This is a genomic window from Rhizobium sp. TH2, assembly GCF_024707525.1.
Classification (GTDB): domain Bacteria; phylum Pseudomonadota; class Alphaproteobacteria; order Rhizobiales; family Rhizobiaceae; genus Rhizobium_E.
Window position 1 is genome coordinate 5,280,433 of sequence record NZ_CP062231.1, and the last position, 22,068, is coordinate 5,302,500.

23 protein-coding genes (1 of these 23 only partly in view) are annotated in these 22,068 nt (G+C 62.4%); 13 read left to right on the forward strand and 10 right to left on the reverse strand.

The window, feature by feature from the left end; all coding sequences use genetic code 11:
- The first annotated feature begins 193 nt into the window (after window positions 1-193).
- Window positions 194-2,047: a DNA helicase RecQ gene (recQ, locus tag IHQ71_RS25880; RefSeq protein ID WP_258159273.1), complete on the forward strand. Its 1,854-nt coding sequence runs from the start codon at window positions 194-196 to the stop codon at window positions 2,045-2,047.
- A 172-nt stretch (window positions 2,048-2,219) separates the two neighbouring features.
- Here the strand turns inward: recQ and hisA are convergent, their stop codons facing one another.
- From hisA to hisB, 4 genes are read right to left on the reverse strand one after another with little or no spacing between them, the layout of a single operon-like run.
- Complete coding sequence (hisA, locus tag IHQ71_RS25885; RefSeq protein WP_258159274.1) at window positions 2,220-2,948, reverse strand: 1-(5-phosphoribosyl)-5-[(5-phosphoribosylamino)methylideneamino]imidazole-4-carboxamide isomerase; 729 nt, start codon at window positions 2,946-2,948, stop codon at window positions 2,220-2,222.
- Window positions 2,949-2,963: 15 nt separating this feature from the next.
- A complete protein-coding gene (hisH, locus tag IHQ71_RS25890) occupies window positions 2,964-3,614 on the reverse strand; it encodes an imidazole glycerol phosphate synthase subunit HisH (protein ID WP_258159275.1) in 651 nt (216 codons plus the stop codon).
- A gap of 3 nt (window positions 3,615-3,617) precedes the next feature.
- Window positions 3,618-4,100, reverse strand: a complete 483-nt coding sequence (locus IHQ71_RS25895; RefSeq protein ID WP_258159276.1) for a DUF2628 domain-containing protein — start codon at window positions 4,098-4,100, stop codon at window positions 3,618-3,620.
- Window positions 4,100-4,705, reverse strand: coding sequence for an imidazoleglycerol-phosphate dehydratase HisB (gene hisB / locus IHQ71_RS25900; RefSeq protein ID WP_258159277.1), 606 nt, complete (start codon window positions 4,703-4,705; stop codon window positions 4,100-4,102). Before hisB ends, IHQ71_RS25895 begins: the two co-directional genes overlap by 1 nt.
- 186 nt (window positions 4,706-4,891) lie before the next feature.
- On the opposite strand from hisB, the gene hslV reads away from it, so the two are divergent.
- The 3 genes from hslV to hslU are packed head-to-tail and all read left to right on the forward strand — an operon-like array spanning window position 4,892 to window position 7,285.
- On the forward strand, window positions 4,892-5,452 hold the full coding sequence (gene hslV, locus IHQ71_RS25905; RefSeq protein ID WP_308737881.1) for an ATP-dependent protease subunit HslV: 561 nt from the start codon (window positions 4,892-4,894) through the stop codon (window positions 5,450-5,452).
- A complete protein-coding gene (locus tag IHQ71_RS25910; RefSeq protein ID WP_258159278.1) occupies window positions 5,442-5,984 on the forward strand; it encodes a GNAT family N-acetyltransferase in 543 nt (180 codons plus the stop codon). Before hslV ends, IHQ71_RS25910 begins: the two co-directional genes overlap by 11 nt.
- Entirely contained in the window at window positions 5,981-7,285 is a 1,305-nt protein-coding gene (hslU, locus tag IHQ71_RS25915; RefSeq protein WP_258159279.1) for an ATP-dependent protease ATPase subunit HslU, read from the forward strand. Before IHQ71_RS25910 ends, hslU begins: the two co-directional genes overlap by 4 nt.
- On the opposite strand, the gene IHQ71_RS25920 is transcribed toward hslU, so the two are convergent.
- Entirely contained in the window at window positions 7,282-7,530 is a 249-nt protein-coding gene (locus IHQ71_RS25920; RefSeq protein WP_258159280.1) for a hypothetical protein, read from the reverse strand. The two genes, hslU and IHQ71_RS25920, sit on opposite strands and share 4 nt — an antisense overlap.
- A 240-nt stretch (window positions 7,531-7,770) precedes the next feature.
- Between IHQ71_RS25920 and IHQ71_RS25925 the strand changes: the two genes are divergently transcribed.
- From IHQ71_RS25925 to IHQ71_RS25935, 3 genes are all read left to right on the forward strand, one after another.
- The gene (locus tag IHQ71_RS25925) at window positions 7,771-8,076 is read left to right on the forward strand and encodes a hypothetical protein (protein ID WP_258159281.1); all 306 of its coding nucleotides are present in this window, start codon (window positions 7,771-7,773) and stop codon (window positions 8,074-8,076) included.
- 217 nt (window positions 8,077-8,293) lie between these two features.
- Entirely contained in the window at window positions 8,294-9,235 is a 942-nt protein-coding gene (locus IHQ71_RS25930) for a DUF1402 family protein (RefSeq protein ID WP_374989919.1), read from the forward strand.
- Window positions 9,235-10,626 (forward strand): cytochrome P450, encoded by a 1,392-nt coding sequence (locus IHQ71_RS25935; RefSeq protein WP_258159282.1) that lies wholly within the window; start codon window positions 9,235-9,237, stop codon window positions 10,624-10,626. Before IHQ71_RS25930 ends, IHQ71_RS25935 begins: the two co-directional genes overlap by 1 nt.
- Here the strand turns inward: IHQ71_RS25935 and IHQ71_RS25940 are convergent.
- Entirely contained in the window at window positions 10,592-11,140 is a 549-nt protein-coding gene (locus IHQ71_RS25940) for a hypothetical protein (protein WP_258159283.1), read from the reverse strand. The genes IHQ71_RS25935 and IHQ71_RS25940 overlap by 35 nt on opposite strands.
- A 168-nt stretch (window positions 11,141-11,308) precedes the next feature.
- On the opposite strand from IHQ71_RS25940, the gene IHQ71_RS25945 reads away from it, so the two are divergent.
- The 5 genes from IHQ71_RS25945 (at window position 11,309) to IHQ71_RS25965 (ending at window position 16,894) form a co-directional block, all read left to right on the forward strand.
- Window positions 11,309-13,306 carry a hydantoinase/oxoprolinase family protein gene (locus IHQ71_RS25945; protein WP_258159284.1) on the forward strand — a complete coding sequence of 666 codons (1,998 nt, stop codon included), beginning with the start codon at window positions 11,309-11,311 and terminating at the stop codon, window positions 13,304-13,306.
- Between the two features lie 99 nt (window positions 13,307-13,405).
- Window positions 13,406-15,577, forward strand: coding sequence for a malate synthase G (locus IHQ71_RS25950; RefSeq protein WP_258159285.1), 2,172 nt, complete (start codon window positions 13,406-13,408; stop codon window positions 15,575-15,577).
- 3 nt (window positions 15,578-15,580) lie between these two features.
- On the forward strand, window positions 15,581-16,216 hold the full coding sequence (locus IHQ71_RS25955; RefSeq protein WP_258159286.1) for a glutathione S-transferase family protein: 636 nt from the start codon (window positions 15,581-15,583) through the stop codon (window positions 16,214-16,216).
- A 91-nt stretch (window positions 16,217-16,307) separates the two neighbouring features.
- Window positions 16,308-16,577 (forward strand): type II toxin-antitoxin system ParD family antitoxin, encoded by a 270-nt coding sequence (locus tag IHQ71_RS25960; RefSeq protein ID WP_258159287.1) that lies wholly within the window; start codon window positions 16,308-16,310, stop codon window positions 16,575-16,577.
- Window positions 16,574-16,894, forward strand: a complete 321-nt coding sequence (locus IHQ71_RS25965) for a type II toxin-antitoxin system RelE/ParE family toxin (RefSeq protein ID WP_258159288.1) — start codon at window positions 16,574-16,576, stop codon at window positions 16,892-16,894. The genes IHQ71_RS25960 and IHQ71_RS25965 overlap by 4 nt, the downstream gene beginning before the upstream one ends.
- Before the next feature lie 57 nt (window positions 16,895-16,951).
- On the opposite strand, the gene IHQ71_RS25970 is transcribed toward IHQ71_RS25965, so the two are convergent.
- The gene (locus IHQ71_RS25970) at window positions 16,952-17,602 is read right to left on the reverse strand and encodes a L,D-transpeptidase (protein WP_374989920.1); all 651 of its coding nucleotides are present in this window, start codon (window positions 17,600-17,602) and stop codon (window positions 16,952-16,954) included.
- Between the two features lie 182 nt (window positions 17,603-17,784).
- Here IHQ71_RS25970 and IHQ71_RS25975 point away from each other — a divergent pair, with 182 nt between their 5' ends.
- Window positions 17,785-18,309: an MmcB family DNA repair protein gene (locus tag IHQ71_RS25975; protein WP_258159289.1), complete on the forward strand. Its 525-nt coding sequence runs from the start codon at window positions 17,785-17,787 to the stop codon at window positions 18,307-18,309.
- A 13-nt stretch (window positions 18,310-18,322) separates the two neighbouring features.
- Here the strand turns inward: IHQ71_RS25975 and IHQ71_RS25980 are convergent, their stop codons facing one another.
- The 3 genes from IHQ71_RS25980 to hrpB form a co-directional block, all read right to left on the reverse strand.
- Window positions 18,323-18,889 carry an ActR/PrrA/RegA family redox response regulator transcription factor gene (locus tag IHQ71_RS25980; protein ID WP_374989921.1) on the reverse strand — a complete coding sequence of 189 codons (567 nt, stop codon included), beginning with the start codon at window positions 18,887-18,889 and terminating at the stop codon, window positions 18,323-18,325.
- A gap of 75 nt (window positions 18,890-18,964) precedes the next feature.
- On the reverse strand, window positions 18,965-20,245 hold the full coding sequence (locus IHQ71_RS25985; RefSeq protein ID WP_258159290.1) for an ActS/PrrB/RegB family redox-sensitive histidine kinase: 1,281 nt from the start codon (window positions 20,243-20,245) through the stop codon (window positions 18,965-18,967).
- A gap of 14 nt (window positions 20,246-20,259) precedes the next feature.
- Window positions 20,260-22,068, reverse strand: the 3' portion of a protein-coding gene (hrpB, locus tag IHQ71_RS25990; RefSeq protein ID WP_258159291.1) for an ATP-dependent helicase HrpB. Its footprint extends 654 nt past the window's final position; 1,809 of the gene's 2,463 nt are visible here — the last part of the coding sequence; its start codon lies beyond the right edge, outside the window; the stop codon is at window positions 20,260-20,262.

Here is a 22,068-nt window from a genome sequence, read left to right on the forward strand (position 1 = left end):
TGCGCTCAATGGCTTGCGATAAGCGGCTACATAGCGGTCAAAGCGCGGAATTGCGAGCATATTTTTGTGCGGCTGAGCCCATTGGCCATTTGCGGACCTGATCGCGAACCGAACCCGTGGATTGAAGCCCATTCGCCCTCGCGGGCCATGCCTAAGCCATGCCATAAAGCAATCACCTGCCGAAAGTGATTCCATGACCACAACCCAGACCGGCCACCTGTTCGACCTCGATGGCGCGAGGAACCCGCTCGCCATCCTCAAGCAGGTCTACGGCTATTCCGCCTTTCGCGGCAAACAAGCCGATGTGGTCGCCCAGGTCGTGTCCGGTGGTGACGCTGTCGTCCTCTTCCCCACCGGCGCGGGAAAATCCCTCTGCTTCCAGATCCCCGCCCTTTGCCGTGATGGCATCGGCATCGTCGTTTCGCCGCTGATCGCGCTGATGCGCGATCAGGTAGAGGCGCTCAAACAACTCGGCGTGCGCGCCGCAGCCCTCAACTCCTCCCTGACGCGAGAGGAGTTCATCCACGTCCGCCGGGCGATCGACAGGGGCGAACTCGATCTCCTCTATGTGACTCCCGAGCGCATCGTCACATCCGGTTTCAAGGAGATGATCGGCAGTGCCAGGATCGCGCTCTTCGCCATCGACGAAGCCCATTGCGTATCGCAATGGGGCCATGATTTCCGGCCGGAATATCGCGAACTCGGTCATCTCGCTGATCTCTATCCCGGCGTGCCGCGCATCGCGCTGACCGCCACCGCCGATCCGCATACTCGTGAAGACATCATCGACAAGCTCGCCCTGCACGATGCGGAAGTCTTTACCACCTCGTTTGACCGGCCGAACATCGCCTACGAAATCGTCGAGCGCGACCAGCCGCGCCAGCAATTGTTGCGGTTCCTGACGCGCCACAAGGGCTCGAGCGGCATCGTCTATTGCCTGTCGCGGGCCAAGGTCGAGGACACCGCCGAGTGGCTGAATGTGCAGGGCATCCGCGCGCTGGCCTATCACGCCGGCATGGACCGCAGCCTGCGCGACGCCAACCAGGATGCCTTCCTGAAGGAGGAGGATCTCTGCCTCGTCGCCACGGTCGCCTTCGGCATGGGCATCGACAAGCCGAATGTCCGCTATGTCGCCCATCTCGACCTGCCGGGCTCGGTCGAGGCCTATTACCAGGAGACCGGCCGCGCCGGGCGCGACGGCCTGCCCTCCGATGTCTGGATGGCCTATGGCATGGCCGATGTCATCCAGCGCGGCCGGATGATCGACGAGGGCAATTCGGGCGACGATATCAAGCGCGTCGAACGCGCCAAGCTCAACGCACTCCTCGGTATCTGCGAAACGCCGGGCTGCCGGCGGCAGGCGATCCTCGCCCATTTCGGCGAAGGGCATCAGGGCCAGTGCGGCAATTGCGACACCTGCCTGACGCCCGTCGAGACCTGGGACGGCACCGAGGCCGCGATCAAGGCGCTCGCCGCGATCTACCGCACCGGCGAGCGCTTCGGCACCGGCCATCTCATCGACGTGCTGCTCGGTCACGAGAACGAGAAGACCACCCGCTTCGGCCATACCGGCATGCCGGTTTTCGGCGCTGGCAAGGACATAGCCTCGAAAACCTGGCAGTCCGTTTACCGTCAGCTCCTCGCTAGCGGCCTGATCAGCGTCGATCACAACGCTTTCGGCGCACTGAAGCTGGGGCCCGAGGCCCGCGCCGTCTTCAAGCGCGAGCGCGAGGTCCGCTTCCGCCACGACCGGCCGACCAAGGGCAAGGCGGCGAGAAGCGCGTCTTCGAGCTCGGCGAGTGCCAAGTCGGCCTTGCAGGGCTCGGATGTGGAGCTGTTCGAGGCATTGCGGATGAAGCGCACGGAAATCGCCAAGGCGCTTGCGGTACCGCCCTATGTCGTTTTTCCGGATACGACGCTGGTTGCGTTTGCCAAGGAGCGGCCGGCGGATGAAGAGGAGATGCTCGGGATTTCGGGTGTGGGGCAATCGAAGCTGGAGCGATATGGGGATGAGTTTTTGATGGTGATCAGGGGATTTGAGGGGTAGATCGGCGCAGATGGTCGCCACAGGTTCCCCCTTCTCCCCTTGGGGAGAAGTGCCGAGCAAAGCGAGGCGATGAGGGGTTCCCCAATTCACATTCGGCGCTTCGCGCAACCCCTCATCCGGCCCTTCGGGCCACCTTCTCCCCAAGGGGAGAAGCGGAAGCAAGCTTGTAGGCTTACCGACTCTTCAATATCCTCAACGCCTCACCCGCATCAATCCGCCCATCATAGAGCGCCCGCCCCGAGATCGCGCCTTCGAGGATCGCGGCATCCGGCTCCGCCAACCGCCTGATATCATCCAGCGACGCTAGCCCGCCCGAGGCAATCACCGGGATCGACGTCTCCCGCGCCAGTTCCAGCGTCGAACTCCAGTTGATGCCGGCGAGGATGCCGTCGCGGTCGATATCGGTGTAGATGATCGCCGCGACACCGGCGCCCTCGAAACGCTTAGCCAGCTCAACAATGCCGAGTTCGGAGGCTTCCGCCCAGCCCTCGACCGCAACCTTGCCGCGCTTGGCGTCGATGCCGACGGCGACCTTGGCGGGGAAAAGCTTGCAGGCCTCGATCACCAGCGCGGGGTCGCGCACGGCAACAGTGCCGAGGATAACGCGGGAGAGGCCCTTGGCCAGCCAGGCTTCGATATGGGCGATCGTGCGGATGCCGCCGCCGAGCTGGACGGGATTCTTGGTCGCCTTGAGGATCGCCTCGACCGCCGCGCCATTGACACTCTCGCCTGCGAAGGCGCCGTTGAGGTCCACCACATGCAGCCATTCGAAGCCCTGGTCCTCGAAAGCCTTCGCCTGCGCCGCCGGATCGGGATTATAGACGGTCGCCTGCTCCATGTCGCCGAGCTTGAGGCGCACGCACTGGCCGTCCTTGAGGTCGATCGCGGGGAAGAGGATCATGACTTTATCATTTCTTCAGGGCGCCCATTTCAGGAAATTCGCGATCAGCCTCAGCCCAAGCGTCTGGCTCTTTTCTGGATGGAACTGGGCGCCGGCCATGTTTTGCCGCGCGACGAAAGCAGTGACGGGGCCGCCGTAGCCGGCCGTCGCAACCACGTCCTCCGGGTTCTTCGCCGCGAGATGGTAGGAATGGACAAAATAGGCGTGCAGACCATCCTCGCCGGTGGGGATGCCATCGAACAGCGGATGCTGTTGCTGCAGTTCCAGCGTATTCCAGCCGATCTGCGGGATCTTCAGGCTCGGCTCGTCGGGCGTCATAAGCACGACATCGCCCTCGATCCAGCCGAGGCCCTCGGTGATGGTCTTTTCCAGCCCGCGCGAACTCATCAGCTGCATGCCGACGCAGATGCCGAGGAATGGCCGTGCTTTGGTCTCCACCACGTCGCACAGGGCCTCGACCATGCCGGGCACGGCATCGAGGCCGCGGCGGCAATCGGCATAGGCGCCGACGCCGGGCAATACGATCCGGTCGGCGGAGGCGACGCGGTCGGCCTTGTCGGTCAATTCGATTTCGGCCTCGACGCCGCTTTCACGCGCGGCGCGCTCGAAGGCCTTGACCGCCGAACGCAGGTTGCCGGAACCATAATCGATGATGGCGACGCGCATCGTTCAACGGCTCCCGTTCGGATCGAACAGGCCGAGTGCCGCTATGTTGGTCGAAGCGGGCAGCGCCTTGCGCACCGGCAGGGCCGGCAGCGGCCGCTCAGGCTCGCGGCGCTTGCTGGAAGCTTCGTCGGCGAAATAGATCGCTTCCGCATCGCTCAGCCGGTCGGCGGCGATGACGCGCTCGAGCTGCCAGCCCTTGCGCTCGAGCGAGCGGGCTTGCGCATGACCGCCTTCAAGCGCGGTCCACAGGCTGAGCACGAAAGTGAAGGCGATGGGCAGGGCATCCAGCCGGTATTGCTCGGCAATGTATATCGTTACGAGATAGACGAGCACGGCGGCCAGCGCGATGACCCACAGCCGCTTCACCAGCAGCCAGGGCAGCGGCAGCAGGAAGGCGAGCCACGAGAAGCCGTCGCGGATGAATTTCGTGTCGCGATCGGTTTCTGTAGAAGCCGGCGCAGTCAGCACATAATAGCTCCTGGTCATCAGAGCGTTCCCTTGGTCGAGGGGATGCGGCCGGCCTGGCGCGGATCGATCTCGGTCGCCGTCCTCAGCACCCGGGCCACTGCCTTGAAGCAGGTCTCGGATATGTGATGGTTGTTGGCGCCGTAGATATTCTGGATATGCAGCGTGATGCCGGCATTCATGGCAAGCGCCTGGAAGAATTCTCGCACCAGTTCGGTATCGAACGTACCGATCTTCGGGGCGGAAAACGCAACGTTCCAGACCAGGAACGGCCGGCCGGAGACATCTACCGCCGCACGCGTCATCGTCTCGTCCATGGCAAGGTCGAGTGAGGCATAGCGGGTGATGCCACGCCGGTCGCCGAGCGCCTTGGCGATTGCCAGGCCGATCGCGATGCCGGTATCCTCGACCGTATGATGATCATCGACGTGAAGATCGCCATTCGCCTCGATCTCCATGTCGATCAGCGAATGCCGCGAGAGCTGGTCGAGCATATGGTCGAAGAAGCCAACCCCCGTTTTGATCTTCGATGTACCGGTGCCGTCGATATTGACACTCACCGAGATCGAGGTCTCGTTGGTCTTGCGGGAGATCGTCGCTTGGCGCTTGGCGCTTTGGTCTGCCATTCAGGCTCCATCCTGTTGACGAGGATATTCCGGGGCTCATTATCAGCCGCATTGCTAAATATCCAGCTTCGGGATCCGCAAAAATGCCGGGGAATGCCGTCCGGATTGCATTTCCCGGCCCCGCGCCTACATAGGAACGGAATTCGGCGCGGAAAAATGCGTGGCCGAGGTAACAACGAGTAGAACATGAGCGAAGAACACAATCCTTATGGAACGATGCATGCCACGACCATCATCACCGTCCGCAAGGGCGGCCACGTGGTGATGGCGGGCGATGGCCAGGTTTCGCTGGGCCAGACCGTGATGAAGGGCAATGCGCGCAAGGTGCGCCGGCTTGCCAAGGGCGAGGTGATCGCGGGCTTTGCGGGTGCCACCGCCGATGCCTTCACCCTGCTGGAACGGCTGGAATCCAAGCTGGAACAATATCCCGGCCAGTTGCAGCGCGCCTGCGTCGAGCTCGCCAAGGACTGGCGGACAGACAAATATCTGCGCCGGCTCGAGGCCATGATGCTGGTCGCCGACAAGTCGATCACGCTGGCCGTCACCGGCAATGGCGATGTGCTGGAACCTGAGCATGGCACGATGGCGATCGGTTCGGGCGGCAATTATGCCTTTGCCGCCGCCCGCGCGCTGATGGACAGCGACAAATCGGCCGAGGAAATCGCCCGCAAGGCAATGGGCATTGCCGCCGATATTTGTGTCTATACCAACCACAACGTCGTGGTGGAGACGCTGGATGCCGCCTGATTCCACCAGGATCGGCTTTGTCCCTGTCGCGCCGGAGCATTATCCGCTGCTTGGCGAATGGCTCGCCGCGCCGCATATGCGGGAATGGTGGGGCGATCCCGAGGAAGAACTGGGCTATATCCGCGACATGGTGGAGGGCCGCGACACGACGCGTCCCTTCCTGATCGTGCTCGACGGCGAGCCCATCGGCTATATCCAGTACTGGTTCCTCGGCCATCACCAGAACGAGCAGTGGACGAAGGACCATCCGTGGCTGCTGGAGCTGCCCTCGGAGACCGTCGGCGTGGACCTCTCCATTGGCGATCCGGCGAAGCTCTCGCAGGGCATCGGCTCGACGGCGCTCACAGCCTTCGTCGCCATGCTGCGCGAACTGGGCCACCAGACCATCATCATCGATCCCGATCCGGCGAATGTCCGCGCTGTGCGAGCCTACGGGAAAGCGGGCTTCACGCCCGTGCCCGAACTCGAAGGCCGCACCGGCGACGACGTGCTGATCATGCAACATCATCCGAAAGCGAACGAGATATCATGACCACCTTTACCCCGCGCGAGATCGTCTCCGAACTCGACCGCTACATTATCGGCCAGCAGGACGCCAAGCGCGCCGTGGCGATCGCGCTCCGCAACCGCTGGCGCCGCCAGCAGCTGACCGGCGACCTCAAGGACGAGGTGATGCCGAAGAACATCCTGATGATCGGACCCACCGGCGTCGGCAAGACCGAGATTTCGCGGCGCCTGGCCAAGCTTGCCGGTGCGCCCTTCATCAAGGTCGAGGCCACCAAGTTCACCGAAGTCGGCTATGTCGGCCGCGATGTCGAGCAGATCATCCGCGATCTGGTCGAAGTGGGCATCACGCTTGTGCGCGAGAAGAAGCGCGCCGAGGTCAAGGCCAAGGCGCATATCAATGCCGAGGAGCGGGTGCTCGATGCGCTGGTTGGCGCCACCGCCTCGCCGGCAACGCGCGACAGTTTCCGCAAGAAGCTGCGCGCCAACGAGCTCGACGACAAGGAGATCGACATCGAAATATCGGATACGTCTGGCGGTCCCGGCTTCGAGCTGCCCGGCATGCAGGGCGCTTCGGTCGGCGTGTTCAACCTCAACGACCTGCTCGGCAAGGCGATGGGCGGGCGTTCGAAGAAGGTCAAGACCACGGTCAAGGACAGCTACGGCCTGCTGGTCGCCGACGAATCCGACAAGCTGATCGATTCCGATCAGATCAACCGCGAGGCCGTGCAGTCGGCCGAGAATGACGGCATCGTCTTCCTCGACGAGATCGACAAGATCGCGGCCCGCGATGGTGGCATCGGCGCGGGCGTGTCACGCGAAGGCGTGCAACGCGACCTGCTGCCGCTGGTCGAAGGCACGACGGTCTCGACCAAGTACGGTCCTGTCAAAACCGATCACATCCTGTTCATCGCATCCGGCGCCTTCCATGTTTCGAAGCCATCCGACCTGCTGCCGGAGCTTCAGGGCCGCCTGCCGATTCGGGTCGAACTCAAGGCGCTGACCAAGGAGGATTTACGCCGCATCCTCACCGAGACCGAGGCCAGCCTGATCCGCCAGTATGTAGCGCTGATGGCGACCGAAGGCGTCAAGCTGAATTTCACCGAGGATGCGATCGACGCGCTGGCCGATGTCGCGGTCAAGCTCAATTCGACGGTCGAGAATATAGGCGCCCGGCGGCTGCAGACGGTGATGGAGCGGGTGCTGGACGAGCTTTCCTTCGACGCGCCTGACCAGGACGGCCAGGAACATCAGATCGACGCGGCCTATGTCGAGCGCCATGTCGGCGAACTGGCGGCCAATACCGACCTGTCGCGGTTTATTCTCTAGGTATCGGCAGGCTTGCCCTTGAATTTCACCGGATGGTCGGCCAGGCCTTCCGGTGGCGCCCGATACTCACCCACCTCGATGGTTTCGACCGGTTCCGGTTCATACTGCTCGGGGTGCCATTCGTCCTTCGGGTCGTGGACATCGGTCTGGAGGTAGCTCGGCCTCTCCCTGTTGGCCAGATAGTAGACAAGTCCTATCACCGCCGCGAGGGCGCCCAGCCTCAACAAAAAGAACAGTAGGCCCATGAATATCCAGCTCCGCCATGCGCAATCATGGCGCGAATCTACACCACGCCATGACGGTTGGATAGATATCGGAGCGACCTCTGGTTCCCGTTTCGGAGGCCATGCTAGGCGTCTCTGATCCTTGGGCGGGGCCGGCCCTCATTCCTGTCGGAATCATGAACGGCGGCTTCAGGGCGGGTTCAATAATCGTGCATTAGTTTGGCACCATTCGAGCACGGTGCTCACCTGGAGGAAATTCCCATGAAAAAGCTTGCACTTACTGTTCTTGCCGCCGTTGTCGCAACCGTCGGCATGGCGTCCGTCGCTTCCGCCGATTCCCGCCGCGGCGACGACGAATGGCGCCGTCACGGTGATCGTCATGCCGAACGGCGCGACGACAACTGGCGCCACGGCCACCGCGATCACAACTGGCGCCGCCATCACAATCATGGCCCGCGCATCGTCTTCCGCAGCCACTTCCGCGACGATTACTGCTTCGTCAAGAAGGTTCGCCGCTATGATGACTGGGGCAATGTCTACATCAAGCGCGTGCGCATCTGCCGCTGATCTCGTCGGTTGGGCGGGTGATTTCCATACCCGCCCCAAACCCTTCCCCACAAGGGAGGGGCTTAACCTGCCGCAAGTTGGCCCCTCCTCTTGTGGGCGGGGTTTCGGACGGGGGTCGTTACTAGACGCGCGCATCACCACTCTTTATTTCGCCATCATTGCCGGCCATGCGCTCCATCCGGTATAACATTCCAAAGCCAACCGGAATTTCACGCCCTTGCGCCGTTTTCTCGTCACGCTCATCGCCCTCGCTGCATTCACCATCAGCACGATCGTGCCGGCGCAAGCCGCGACCGTGGTACCTGCGGGTAACCGCAATGTGGAGCAGCCGGCGGTGCCCGGTGCCTCCAAGCGCCGCACCAAGGCGGGCAAGACCACGTTCGACCGGAAATATGCCAAGGTCGTCAGGTTGCTCGCCCGCGACAAGAAGCTGATTTCGAAGATCAAGTCGATCGCGGGACAATATGGCATCGCGCCGATCCATATGGTCGGCGCCCTGGTCGGCGAACATACCTACAATGTCGATGCCTATGACCGGCTGCAGTCCTACTACGTGAAGGCGGCCGCCTATTCCGGCGACAAGTTCCGCTTCGCCTATGAGGGCCAGTCGATCCAGCAACTGATCGCGCTGCCGCAATTCGCCGATTGCGCATCCAGTTCCGGCTCCTACGAACTCTGGACCTGCCGCGAGCGGGTGTGGAACAAGTCTTTCCGGGGAAAGAATGTCGGCGGTATGAGCTATCCCAACAATCGCTTCTCGGCGGTCTTCTTCCAGCCCTTCTACGCCGGCCAGACCTTCGGCCTCGGACAGATCAACCCGCTGACGGCGCTGGAACTCTCCGATCTCGTCAGCCGCGTCTCGGGCTATCCCAAGCTCGACGAGAACGATGCGGGCGAGGTCTATGCCTCGATCATGGATCCCGACAAGTCGCTGGCCTACATGGCGGCCTCTATCAAGATGTCGATCGACGAGTATCGCAAGATCGCCGGTGTCGATATTTCCGGGAATCCCGGCATCACCGCGACGCTCTACAATACAGGCAATCCGCGCGAACGCGCCTATGAGCTGAAGGCGAGGGGTGCGGGCGCGCTTCCCGAAGAGAATTATTACGGCTGGCTGATCAACGATAAACTGGCCGAATTGGAAAGCCTGCTCTAATGGACGCCAGGCCGGAGCCCTTCGAACCGCCGGCGCCGATCCCACGCACCATCCCGCCGTCGCGGCTGGAAATCATCAAGGTCATGTTCCGCAATCCCCTCGAACTCTGGGGGAAGCCGAGCTACACGCTGCCCTGGCTGCAGGTGAAGTTCTTCGGCCAGCTGACGACGATCTGTCATGATCCCGGCCTCATCAAGCACATCCTGGTCGACAATGCCGCCAACTACGCCATGCAGCCGATCCGCCAGCTGGTGCTGCGCCCGATCCTGCGCGACGGGTTGCTGACCGCGGAGGGCGACGTCTGGAAGCGCTCGCGCAAGGCGATGGCGCCGGTCTTCACGCCGCGCCATGCGCGAGGTTTTGCGGGCCAGATGCTGCGCAAGTCCGAGGAGTTCGCGGAGCGCTATGTTGAGCCGGCCAGGAATGGTGCCGAGATCAACATCGCAACCGGCATGACGGAACTCACTTACGAGATCCTCGCCGAGACGCTGTTCTCCGGCAATATCGCCACCGGCACGGATGGTTTCGCTGATCGCGTCGATTCACTGCTCGGCAATATGGGCCGCATCGATCCGATGGACCTGCTGCTGGCGCCTGCCTGGATCCCGCGTGTCACGCGCTTTTCGGGCCGCAAGGCGCTGAAGGCCTTCCGGCAGATCGTTTCCGAGACCATGGACGCGCGCCGAGCGCAGATGGCGTCGGGTGGCCACGTGCCGGATGATTTCCTGACGCTGCTCTTGAAGATCGAAGGCCCCGATGGGCTGACCCGCGACGAGATCGAGGACAATATCCTCACCTTCATCGGTGCGGGCCACGAGACGACAGCGCGCGCGCTGGCCTGGACGCTCTACTGCGTCGCCGAGAGCCCGCATTTCCGCGTGCTGATGGAAGAGGAGATCGACCGGGTGCTGGCCGATGGCGCCGATCCCGTCGACTGGCTCGATCTGATGCCGCATGTCCGCGCGGCCTTCGAGGAGGCCTTGCGCCTTTACCCGCCGGCGCCCTCGATCAACCGCGCGCCTGTCAAGGATGACACCTGGACCGCCGAGAACGGCACGGTCCTGCATCTGCCGGCCGGCGAATCAGTGCTGGTCATGCCCTGGACGTTGCACCGCCACGAACTCTACTGGGATCGGCCCAGGCATTTCATCCCCGAACGCTTCCTGCCTGAGAACCGCGACAAGATCGGCCGCTTCCAATACCTGCCGTTCGGTGCGGGTCCGCGCGTCTGCATCGGCGCGACTTTCGCGCTGCAGGAAGCGGTGATCGCGCTTGCGGTGCTGATGAAGCGCTACCGCTTCGACGTGACAGAAAATACGACCGCCTGGCCGGTGCAGCGGCTGACCACCCAGCCGCTCAACGGGATTGTCCTGCGGGTGTCGGCGCGCTGAGCTTATGCTCCGGCTTGTCGATCTTCTTGATCCGCGCGCAGGTTCCTTCGCCGACATTGTCGCAAGGGCGGTAAGTGACGATCTCGCTGCCGGAGCCATCCGCCCAGACGACCTGGATGGTCAATGTCCTGGCTCCGTTCGGCGGCAGTTCGATATACATGAACTTGCCGGGATCGTCGGAATCCGGGATGTTGAACGGCTGCTGCGGATCACAGGGGCCGAGCGGAAAGCGCTGGTCGAGTGCTTCCGAGTTGACCGAGTAGCGGACCTCCGAAAGCCGGCAACGCATGGTCTGCAATGCCGTGAAATAGATCAGTTGCTTGCCCGAAAATTCCCGGAACTGCACCCAGCCCGGCTGGCGGTTGGCATCCAGCATCGCCTTGTACATCGACATATCAGGGAGTTCCGGCTGGTACTCGTCTTCGTCGCTCTCCTGGGCGAAGGCCGGCATGGCAGCCATTGCCGCCAGCATTGCGGCTGCGATGCCGCGCGAGATTCGACTGATTCCGCTCATAAGGCCTTCCCTAGGTCATTGACCCGATATTTTTCGCGTGCGCCTGTCGCATACCGCACTGGATAAAGTGCCGGCAATGCCATATCCCGTGGTCGCGGAACGTGCCTCGAAGCCGTATTGGATTCAAGGTGTGTGTCCGTATTCCGGTCAATATGAATGGTAGACGGCGTGGCATCGCGATTTCTTCTCGGCATCGACACTGGCGGCACCTATACGGATGCCGTGCTTTTCAACCCCGAAGAGGGCGTCAAGGCCCGGGCCAAGGCGCTGACCACCCGTCACGACCTGTCGGAAGGCATTCGCGGCGCGGTCGAGAACGTGCTTTCCGAGACGGGCACCGAGCCATCCTCGATCCGGCTCGCCTCGCTTTCGACCACGCTTGCCACCAACGCTCTGGTCGAGGGCCAGGGCGGCCGCGTCTGTCTTGTCATGATCGGCTTTGGCCCGGAAGACCTTGAGCGAGATGGCTTGAAGGCCGCGCTCGGCACCGATCCGGTCATCTTCCTGCCCGGCGGCCACAATGTCCACGGCCACGAGGCACCGCTCGATACGACCGCGCTGACCGAACAGTTGGATGCGCTTGCCAATTCGGTCACCGCCTTCGCAATCGCAGGCTATTTCGCCGTCCGCAATCCGGCCCATGAGCTCCGCATCCGCGATCTCATTCGCGAAACAACCCATCTGCCCGTCACCTGCAGCCACGAACTGTCCTCCAAGCTCGGCGGCCCGCGCCGGGCGCTGACGACATTGCTCAATGCCCGGCTGGTATCGATGATCGACCGGCTGATCGGCTCGTCCGAGGATTTCCTGAAAGCGCGCGGCATCACCGCGCCGCTGATGGTGGTGCGCGGCGATGGCGCGCTGATTTCGGCCGCCGAAGCCCGGCTGCGCCCGATCGAAACGATTCTCTCCGGCCCGGCGGCAAGCCTTGTCGGCGCGCGCTTCCTGACCGGGCTCGACGATGCCGTGGTCTCCGATATCGGCGGCACGACGACCGACGTGGCGATCCTCGACGAGGGCCGCCCAAGGCTCGACGAAAACGGCGCCGTGGTCGGCGGTTACCGCACCATGGTCCAGGCGGTGGCGATGCGCACCTATGGACTCGGCGGCGATTCGGAAGTGCACGTGAATTCGCGTGGCCTGGTAAGCGCGCTTACGCTCGGTCCACGGCGGGTGCTGCCGCTCAGCCTGATCGCCAAGCTGCATGGTGCCATGGTCCGCGATACGCTCGACAAGCAGCTGAAGGCAACCCATGCCGGACGTTATGATGGCCGCTTCGCGATCCGCTCCGGCCTGCCGGATCGCTTCGCCAGTGGGCTGTCGCCTGCGGACGAGGGGCTCTATGCCCGTGTCCGGGATGTGCCGATCGCGCTCAACGACCTGCTGTTGTCCTCGATCCAGAAGGCCTCGCTCGACCGGCTGGTCAGCCGCGGCCTGGTGCACGTCGCAGCGGTCACGCCATCGGATGCGATGCATCTGCTCGGCCGGCAGGGCCAGTGGGACAAGGACGCTGCAAGGCTCGGCCTCGAACTCGCCTGCCGCATCCGCGATGGATCGGGCAAGCCGATCGCCAGTTCCGCCGTCGAACTGGCGCATAAGATCGAAGCGCGCATGACGCGGCAGTCGGCCGAGGTGATCCTCGCTGCTTCGCTCGGCGAGGACGGCGTGGAAAATATCGACCCAGCAAAATCTGTATCGATCGACCGTTCGCTCAACCGCACGCCGGGCGTCGTGCGGTTTTCGCTGGCGCTCGACCGGCCGCTGATCGGCCTCGGTGCTTCGGCGCACGTTTACTATCCCGCGATTGCAGCGATGCTGGGCGCCGAATCGGTGATTCCCGCCGATGCCGGCGTCGCCAATGCCATCGGCGCAGTGGCCGGCGAGATCAGCCAGACCGCGCTCGTCACCGTCACCTCGCCCGACGAAGGCGTATTCATCATTTCGGGCGGCGGGCCGACGGAGCGCATGACCGGCGAGAAGAAAACCTTCGACCTGGCTCGTTCCCGGGCTCGTGAGATGGCCGTTCGCATGGCGATCGACAGCGGCGCCGAAGATCCTGTGGTCCGCTTCCACGAGGAGATCGAGGCGCCGGAGATCGAGGGACAGCGAAAGCTGGTGGAAGCCCGCTTTGCCGCCACCGCCTCCGGCCGTCCCCGGATCACCTGAAAAGCCTGAGCGAGACGCTTTGCCACTTCAGTGCAATTGACTGACATGACAAGCTGACGCAGTGTCTCGCCCGGAATTGGATTTCGGGAGACGCGCGGCATGGCGATGATTGACGAACACGGCCTTCATATCGATGAGGAACTGCATGGTTTTCTCGTGGGCGAGGCTTTGCCGGGCACGGGCATTAAGCCCGACAAGTTCTTCAAGGCCCTTTCCGAGATCGTCCACGAATTGGAACCCAAGAACAGATCGCTGCTGCAGAAGCGTGATGCCATGCAGATGCGGATCGACGACTGGCACAAGGCCCACGGTGCGCCGTCCGACATGGCCGCCTATGAGGCGTTCCTGCGCGAGATTGGCTATGTCGTGCCGGAAGGCCCGGATTTTTCGGTCTCCACCGAGAAGGTCGATCCTGAAATCGCTGTTATCGCCGGGCCTCAGCTCGTCGTGCCCGTCATGAATGCCCGCTATGCGCTGAATGCCGCCAATGCGCGCTGGGGTTCGCTCTATGATGCGCTCTATGGCACCGATGCCATTCCCGAGACCGATGGTGCGACGAAGGGCAAGGGCTACAATCCCGCTCGCGGCGAAAAGGTCATCGCATGGGCGCGCGATTTCCTCGATGCCTCGGTGCCGCTTGCCGGCGGCAGCTGGAAGACCGTAGCCAAGCTTGCCATCCGCGACGGTGCGCTGATCGTCGTCAACGAGGCCGGTGAGACTGGTCTCAAGGATCCGTCACAATTCGCCGGCTATCTTGAGAATGATCTCTGCGACCTGCAGGTCCTTCTCCGGCAAAACAATCTGCTGATCGAGATCCTCGTCGATCCGACCAGCGAGATCGGCAAGTTCGACCTCGCCAATATCTCTGATGTCTGGCTCGAATCGGCGATCACGTCGATCATGGATTGCGAGGATTCGGTCGCCGCCGTCGACGCCGCGGACAAGGTCGTCGTCTATCGCAACTGGCTGGGGCTGATGAAGGGCGACCTCGAGGAAGAGGTCTCGAAGGGCGGCAAGACCTTCACCCGCAAGCTCAACCCGGATGCCGAATACAATACACCTGATGGCGGCAAACTGCTGGTCAAGTGCCGCTCGCTGATGCTGGTGCGCAATGTCGGCCACCTGATGACCAATCCTGCCATCCGCGACAAACACGGCAACGACGTGCCCGAAGGCATCCTGGATGCGATGATCACGGCGCTGATCGCGCTGCACGACATCGGCGTCAACGGCCGACGCAAGAACTCCGCGACCGGTTCGATGTATGTGGTCAAGCCCAAGATGCACGGGCCGGAGGAAGTGGCCTTCGCCACCGAGATCTTCACCCGCGTCGAACAGGCCCTCGCAATGCCGCTCGACACGATCAAGATGGGGATCATGGACGAGGAGCGCCGCACAACGGTCAACCTCAAGGAATGCATCCGTGCCGCCAAAGGCCGCGTGGTCTTTATCAATACCGGCTTCCTCGACCGTACCGGCGATGAGATCCATACCTCGATGGAAGCCGGTCCGATGATCCGAAAGGGCGACATGAAGCAGGCCGCCTGGATCTCGGCCTACGAGAACTGGAATGTCGATATCGGGCTGGCCTGCGGCCTTTCGGGCCGTGCCCAGATCGGCAAGGGCATGTGGGCGATGCCCGACCTGATGGCCGATATGCTGGTACAGAAGATCGCACACCCCAAATCAGGCGCCAACACCGCCTGGGTGCCCTCGCCGACGGCAGCGACGTTGCATGCCACGCATTACCACCGGGTCAATGTCGCCGCAGTGCAGGCAGGACTGAAATCGCGCGCCCGGGCAAAACTCTCCGACATATTGAGCGTGCCTGTCGTGCCGCGTCCGAACTGGACGGCGGAAGAAATCCAAGAGGAGATCGACAACAACGCGCAAGGCATCCTCGGCTATGTCGTGCGCTGGGTGAGCCAGGGCGTCGGCTGCTCCAAGGTGCCCGATATCCACAATGTCGGCCTGATGGAAGACCGCGCGACACTCAGGATCTCGGCCCAGCATATGGCCAATTGGCTGCATCATCATGTGATTTCGGAAGCCCAGGTCATGGAAACCATGAAGCGCATGGCTGCCGTGGTCGATGGCCAGAATGAAGGCGATCCGCTCTATGAGCCGATGGCGCCGCATTTCGGCTCGTCCGTCGCCTTCCAGGCCGCACTCGAACTGGTGATGAAGGGTCGCGCCCAGCCGAACGGCTACACCGAACCGGTGCTGCACAGGCGCCGGCTGGAGCAGAAAGCCAAGGCGGGGGTGGTCTGATTCATGACCGTCACACTCTACGGTGCCGACTATAGTTGCTATGTGAGGATCGTCCGGCTGGCGCTGGAGGAAAAGGGCGTCGAATACCGGCTGGTTCCGGTCGATATTTTTGCCGAGGAAGAGCGGACGCCGGAATATCTCGCGAGGCATCCCTTCGCCAAGATCCCGGCATTCGAGCATGATGGCTTTGCACTCTACGAAGCCTCGGCGATCACTCGCTATATCGACGCCGCGTTCGATGGCCCGCCGCTGCTGCCCACCGAGCCAAGGGTCAGGGCGCGCGTCGATCAATTGATCTCTGTGTGCGATTCCTACGTCTATCAACCGCTGGTCTGGGACGTCTTTGTCGAGCGCATCGAAACGAAAAAACGCAATGAACGGCCTGACGAAGAGCGAATCGCCAACGGCCTGGCGAAGGCGCGGATCAGCCTGACGGCCATCACCAAGCTGATGAGCGGCAAGACCTGGCTGGCGGGCGAGAACATAACGCTCGCCGACCTTCACCTCGCGGCGATGATGGATTTCTTCCTGATGACGGAAGAAGGCCGCAAACTGATGGGGATATTTCCCGCACTCAGCGCCTGGTGGCAGCGCATGAAATCCCGGCCAAGCATGCTGGCGACGCCATATCCGGATTGATGGTGGGCTGGCGGTTTGCCCGAACCCGTTCCTTTCTTGTGAACTGTTGATATGGACGCTATATTGGCTAGGATCGATCAGGGATTTGCAAATGGCCGCCATCGCCTTGGAGCGCCGGTACGAAGAATTCATCAAGCGTCAGCTCGACACCGGGCGATTCGAAAGCGCCAGCGAAGTCGTACAGGCTGGTCTTGAAATGCTCGAGGATTTCGATGAAGCCCATGAGCGCTGGCTTCAGGACGAAATTCCTTCCCGCATGGCAGAGATCAAGGCCGATCCCTCCAAGGGGATTCCTGTCGATGAGGTTTTTGGTGAGCTCGAAGTGATACATCAGGCGCAACTGGCGCAGATGCGCAAATGAGCTATGCGGTCATCTTCCATAAGGAAGCACGGCGCGAACTCGGATCTCTCTACAAATATATTGCGGATGAAAGCGGGCCGGAGCGCGCTTGGGCCTATATTCTCGGCATTCGGGAATTCTGCGATGCGCTGCGGTCGTTTCCCAAGCGCGGAACGGAAAGAAGAGAGATCGCTGCTGGACTTCGGATAATCGGCTACAAGCGCCGTTGCAGCATCGCTTTCGCGGCTATCGACGAGACCGTCGTTATTCTGGGTATCTTCTACAGAGGACGCGCCATGTCGGCCAATGTACTCGCGCGGCGACTGCACGACCAATAAAGAAAAGCCGCCAGGTTGCCCCAGCGGCTCTGCCCAGTCCCCCGACCGGAAACTAAATTACAGCACCACCACGCGGGCGCCCTTGCCCGGGCGCACGCGTGAATAGAGGTCTATGACATCCTGATTGATCATGCGGATGCAGCCCGACGAAGCGGCGGTGCCGATCGATTTCCATTGCGGCGTGCCATGGATGCGGAACAGTGTATCCTTCCCCTTGTCGTCGAAGAGATACATCGCGCGCGCGCCAAGCGGGTTGCTGATGCTCGGCTCCTGGCCCTTTTCGACATATTTCGCGTATTCCGGCTTGCGCTCGGCCATTTCCGCCGGCGGATGCCAGGTCGGCCATTCCTGCTTCCAGGCGATATAGGCCTCACCCTTCCAGGCAAAACCCTGCTTGCCGATGCCGATGCCGTAGCGAACAGCCTTGCCCCCGCCCAGCACGTAATAGAGGAATCGGTTCTTCGTATCGACGATAACAGTGCCGCGCTTCTCGGTGGATTGATAGGCGATGATCTGGCGATGGAACTTCGTGTCCAGCTTCTTGATCGGGATCGCTGGGAGCGCGTAACCCGAATCGGTGACTTTTCCGTAAGAATCAGAGAAGATCTGGGAGGTTTCGATTTTGCCAGTTTCGGCAGTAGTTGAGCAGGAGGCAGCGCCCAGGCTGAGCATGATGCCGAATGCCGTAACAAGTGTGCGTACGCGCATCTTATTCTCTTGTAAAAGGTGAGCAGCCGGGCTCCCCGCGAGCCGGCTGGTGGAGCAAGGTGTATGGCTTTCACTCGCTGATTTGCAAGGGGTTGCGCGGCCCGCCGCCCCTGCGATGCACGCAAATGGAAAAGCCATGACTTTTTTGCAACATAGGCTGATGGCGGCTGAAAGAGACTGAAATGGCGATATTATCGATCCATGGCGACAACCCGCTGAAAGACGGGCGTCAATCGGCGCGTGCGCTGGCCATAAGACGCGGCATGCAAAGGCTGCTCATCGATATGCGCCATGTCACATTGCCGGAGCTCAGCCTGCGCAGCGGCCGCCGCGCGGATATCGTCACGCTGTCCGAAAAGGGCGAGATCTGGATCATCGAGATCAAGTCGTCGATCGAGGATTTTCGTGTCGATCGCAAATGGCCGGAATACCGCAATTTCTGTGATCGGCTCTATTTCGCGACCCTGCCTGATGTGCCAGAGGCGATCTTTCCCGAGGACGCCGGATTGTTCATCGCCGACCAGTACGGCGCCGAACTTATCCGCGACGCGCCGGAGCACCGGCTGGCGCCCGCGACGCGCAAATCCATGACGCTGAACTTCTCACGCATCGCCGCGGCACGCCTGATGCATGCCGAATGGGCCGCGGACCGGCTGGGGATACCAAACCCCAACCAGCCGGGCGAAAGCGAATCGCCGGATTTCTAATGGTGGAGACCGATTACTTCGGCGCGCGCTTGGCGAGAATGCGCTGCAGCGTACGACGATGCATGTTGAGCCGGCGCGCGGTTTCCGAGACGTTGCGGTCGCACATCTCATACACGCGCTGGATATGTTCCCAGCGGACGCGATCGGCCGACATCGGGTTTTCCGGCGGTTCGACTTTTTCGCCGCCCTTGCGGGTCAGCGCCGCGAACACCTCATCAGCATCGGCGGGCTTGGCGAGATAGTCGACCGCGCCGAGCTTAACAGCGGTCACCGCCGTGGCGATATTGCCGTAGCCGGTGAGCACGATCATGTGGCTGTCGTCTCGCTTCGAGCGGATCGCCTCGATCACGTCGAGACCGGATCCGTCGCCGAGCCTGAGATCGACCACCGCATATTTCGGCGGCCGGCCCTTGGCCTTGGCAACGCCCTCCGCGACCGTTTCGGCGGTCTCGACGGTGAAGCCGCGCGTTTCCATGGCCCGCGCCAGGCGTTTCAGGAAGGGGGCATCATCCTCGACGATGAGGAGGGAAGGGTCGGCACCTATGGCATCCACGTGTCCGGCTTTTTGGTCGTTCATCATTCAGCTCTCAATGCAACCATCGTCTCTATGTCAAACGTGACAATATATAGGTCGCGACAACTCGAAATACGACAATCAGCCGGAAACGTCCATGAATTCGCGCTTCCATTCGACCTTGATTCGCGCGCCGGGCGAGTTTTCGAAGGAAAGTTCGGCGCCTGACCGTTCCAATAGCGTCTTGGCGATGAACAGGCCGAGGCCCAGCCCGCCGGCCTTGGCCTGCGGATTGCGGCGCGTCACATAGGGGTCGCCGATGCGTTGCAGGATGTCGGGCGCAAAGCCCTCGCCATCGTCTTCGATCATGATCGTCACCTTTCCCCTGTCATGGACAACAGTGACAGTGACCCTGGATTTCGCGTAATCGACAGCGTTTTCAATGAGATTGCCGAGGCCGTACATGATGCCGGCATTGCGCCGCCCCATCGGCTCGTCGGCACGGGGCGAAAGCTCGATCACCTCGATCGCGATGCCGAACTCGCGATGCGGCGCGGTGACCTCTTCAATCAGTGAGGAGAGCGGCAGGAGCTTCATGTGCTCCTCGTTGTCGGCCGAGAGCGTCGTCAGCCGCTTCATGATGTCGCGGCAGCGTTCGGCCTGCGAAATCAGCAGATGAACGTCGTCATAGAGACGGTGTCCTGGTTCGATCTCGCGGCTCATCTCCTTGGCGACGAGCGAGATCGTGGCAAGCGGCGTGCCGAGTTCGTGCGCGGCGGCGGCGGCGAGCCCGTCGAGCTCGGAAAGATGCATTTCTCGTTGCAGCACAAGTTCGGTTGCCGTCAGTGCCTCCGAGAGCTGGTTTGCCTCATGCGACACGCGATAGGCATAGAAGGCGGCGAAGGATGTGGTGGACACGATCGCAAACCACATGCCGGCCAGCAACAGCGGCTCGAAGGGCACCACACTGCCGGGATACCACGGCAGCGGAAAGGGAGAAAAGACCAGCGCGGTGATTGCCAGCATCGCCATGACAACCAGTGCCAGCGAGTAGCGGATCGGCTGCGATGCGCTCGAGATGATCACCGGCACGGAGATCAGTGGCGCAAAGGGATTGGAGATGCCGCCCGTCACATAAAGAAGTGCGGTCAACTGCAACAGGTCGAAGGCCAGCAGCGCCAGCGCCGATGACGGTTCGAGCCGCCACGTCGCGGGATAGGAGAATTGCAGCCAGGCATTGACCACCGCGAGTGCTGCGATCAGCAGGGCGCAAATCTCGATCGGCATCGAGAATTGCAGGAAAACGCCGACGATGAGGACCGTAACGGTCTGGCCGCCGACCGCCAGCCAGCGCAAGCGCACCAGTGTTTCGAGCCTGAGCTTGCGGCTTTCCGGTCCTTCACGGACAAGTTCCACGACCATTTCGGCTCCTTACTTCATGTGCCGCGCGGTTTGGCGCGTGCGGTCGGCGGGGCTTCGGCCGGATTTTCCGGCCAGGGATGCTTGGGATAGCGCCCGCGCATGTCGGCACGCACATCCCGCCACGATCCGGCCCAGAAGCCCGGCAGGTCGCGCGTGGTCTGGATCGGCCGGTGCGCCGGCGAGGTGAGTTCCAGCGTCAGCGGTATCCGGCCGCCGCCGATCGCGGGATGGGTTTTCAGGCCGAATAGCTCCTGCACCCGCACCGAAACGAGCGGTTCTGCGCCACTATAATCCACGGGATGGCGGTTGCCAGCCGGTGATTCGAAATGCGTCGGCGCGAGCTTTTCGAGATCGCGGCGCAATTCGTGCGGCACGAGGTACATCAATCCATCATGCAGAGAACCTGGATCGATCGAATCCAAGCCCTTGATGTCGGTTTGGTAAGGCAGGAACCAATCCTCCAGTGAATCGATGAGCGCCGCATCGCTGACATCAGGCCACGGCTCGCCGAGCGTCCGGTGCAGGAAGCCGATCCTTTCGCGCAACTGAGCGGCAGCCTTGGAAAAGGGCAATGCCTCGATTCCGAGCAGCCGGACGCCCTCGGCAAGTGCTGCTTGCGCGGCAGGTCCGGTCGGGCGGGGCAGCGGAGATTCCTCGAAGATAATGGCGCCCAGCCGCGTCACCCGCCGAGCGCGGACCTGCCGGCTCGCTGGGTCAAAGAAGGACTGGTCTTCGCGGACAATGGCATTCGGAAGCTCTTCTTCTATCTCGGTGCGCGAAATTTCCGCCGCGGCGAGGATGCGCTGTGCGCCGGCGCGGCCGGTCAAGTCGGCGATAACAAGCATCTTCGCCCCGGCCAGCCGCTCGGTTTGCATGATCTCGCCACCCCGGCCATTGGCCATGACGAATCGGCCACGGCCGCCGCGCTGAAGCGCGATCCGGTCGGGAAAGGCGTGCAGGAGAAGACGCCCGGCATGGGCCGGCGCTCCCTTTCCCTTGGCGCCCGGCAGCGAATCGGCCAGCCGCCGCGCCAGCTTGCGTGATGATTCGGCCCGCTCGCCGCGTTCGCTGCGGAACCTGCCGAGCCGTTCCTCGAGATCGATCGAATTGCCGCCTAGCCCCTGTTCGGTGATCAGCACCGCGAGCTCGCAGGCCGCGAGACCTTGCCTTTCATGCGAAGCGGCCACCGCCATCGCCGCCAGCCGGGGCGGCAGCGCCAGGTCGCGGATCAATTTTCCCTCTGTTGTGATCTGGCCCTTTTCATCCATGGCGCCGAGCGACATCAGCAGCGCCCTAGCCTCGGCAATCGCTGCAGCGGGCGGCTGGTCGAGAAATGAAAGCTGGTCCGGCCCCGAGACACCCCAATGGGCGAGATCGAGCATCAGGCCCGAAAGATCGCTCGCGAGAATCTCCGGCGGCGTAAAGGCTTCGAGTGCTGCATTCTGCCCCTGATGCCAGAGCCGGATGGCGATGCCGGGCTCGGTTCGCCCGGCGCGTCCGGCGCGCTGGTCGGCGGAGGCGCGCGAGACTCGGCGCGTTTCCAGCCGCGTGATTCCTGTCGCGGGTTCGAACACCGGCAGCCGCTGCAAACCGCTATCGATGACAATCCGCACGCCATCGATGGTGATCGAAGTCTCGGCGATCGAAGTCGCCAGCACGATTTTGCGCCTGCCCTGCGGCGCCGGCTTGATCGCCTGGTCCTGTTCGGCCTGGCCGAGATTGCCGTAAAGCGGCGCGATGATCGTGTCGGGACCAAACCGCCCCTCCAGCCGCTCGGCGGTACGGATGATTTCGCGCTGGCCGGGCAGGAAGGCAAGGATCGA

Bases quoted from the DNA above. Each gene is read 5' to 3' on its own strand.
- hisA (WP_258159274.1), bottom strand. From the start codon at position 2,948: ATGATCCTCTTCCCCGCGATCGACCTCAAGGACGGCCAGTGCGTGCGC.
- hisH (WP_258159275.1), bottom strand. From the start codon at position 3,614: ATGCGCGTCGCCATCATCGATTATGGTTCCGGCAACCTGCGTTCGGCG.
- hslV (WP_308737881.1), top strand. From the start codon at position 4,892: ATGAGCGAAGAACACAATCCTTATGGAACGATGCATGCCACGACCATC.
- IHQ71_RS25985 (WP_258159290.1), bottom strand. From the start codon at position 20,245: ATGGTCGTGGAACTTGTCCGTGAAGGACCGGAAAGCCGCAAGCTCAGG.
- IHQ71_RS25960 (WP_258159287.1), top strand. From the start codon at position 16,308: ATGGCCGCCATCGCCTTGGAGCGCCGGTACGAAGAATTCATCAAGCGT.
- IHQ71_RS25980 (WP_374989921.1), bottom strand. From the start codon at position 18,889: ATGATGAACGACCAAAAAGCCGGACACGTGGATGCCATAGGTGCCGAC.
- hisB (WP_258159277.1), bottom strand. From the start codon at position 4,705: ATGGCAGACCAAAGCGCCAAGCGCCAAGCGACGATCTCCCGCAAGACC.
- IHQ71_RS25935 (WP_258159282.1), top strand. From the start codon at position 9,235: ATGGACGCCAGGCCGGAGCCCTTCGAACCGCCGGCGCCGATCCCACGC.
- recQ (WP_258159273.1), top strand. From the start codon at position 194: ATGACCACAACCCAGACCGGCCACCTGTTCGACCTCGATGGCGCGAGG.
- IHQ71_RS25975 (WP_258159289.1), top strand. From the start codon at position 17,785: ATGGCGATATTATCGATCCATGGCGACAACCCGCTGAAAGACGGGCGT.
- IHQ71_RS25895 (WP_258159276.1), bottom strand. From the start codon at position 4,100: ATGACCAGGAGCTATTATGTGCTGACTGCGCCGGCTTCTACAGAAACC.
- IHQ71_RS25950 (WP_258159285.1), top strand. From the start codon at position 13,406: ATGGCGATGATTGACGAACACGGCCTTCATATCGATGAGGAACTGCAT.
- IHQ71_RS25940 (WP_258159283.1), bottom strand. From the start codon at position 11,140: ATGAGCGGAATCAGTCGAATCTCGCGCGGCATCGCAGCCGCAATGCTG.
- IHQ71_RS25925 (WP_258159281.1), top strand. From the start codon at position 7,771: ATGAAAAAGCTTGCACTTACTGTTCTTGCCGCCGTTGTCGCAACCGTC.
- IHQ71_RS25955 (WP_258159286.1), top strand. From the start codon at position 15,581: ATGACCGTCACACTCTACGGTGCCGACTATAGTTGCTATGTGAGGATC.
- IHQ71_RS25965 (WP_258159288.1), top strand. From the start codon at position 16,574: ATGAGCTATGCGGTCATCTTCCATAAGGAAGCACGGCGCGAACTCGGA.
- IHQ71_RS25970 (WP_374989920.1), bottom strand. From the start codon at position 17,602: ATGCGCGTACGCACACTTGTTACGGCATTCGGCATCATGCTCAGCCTG.
- hslU (WP_258159279.1), top strand. From the start codon at position 5,981: ATGACCACCTTTACCCCGCGCGAGATCGTCTCCGAACTCGACCGCTAC.
- IHQ71_RS25910 (WP_258159278.1), top strand. From the start codon at position 5,442: ATGCCGCCTGATTCCACCAGGATCGGCTTTGTCCCTGTCGCGCCGGAG.
- IHQ71_RS25920 (WP_258159280.1), bottom strand. From the start codon at position 7,530: ATGGGCCTACTGTTCTTTTTGTTGAGGCTGGGCGCCCTCGCGGCGGTG.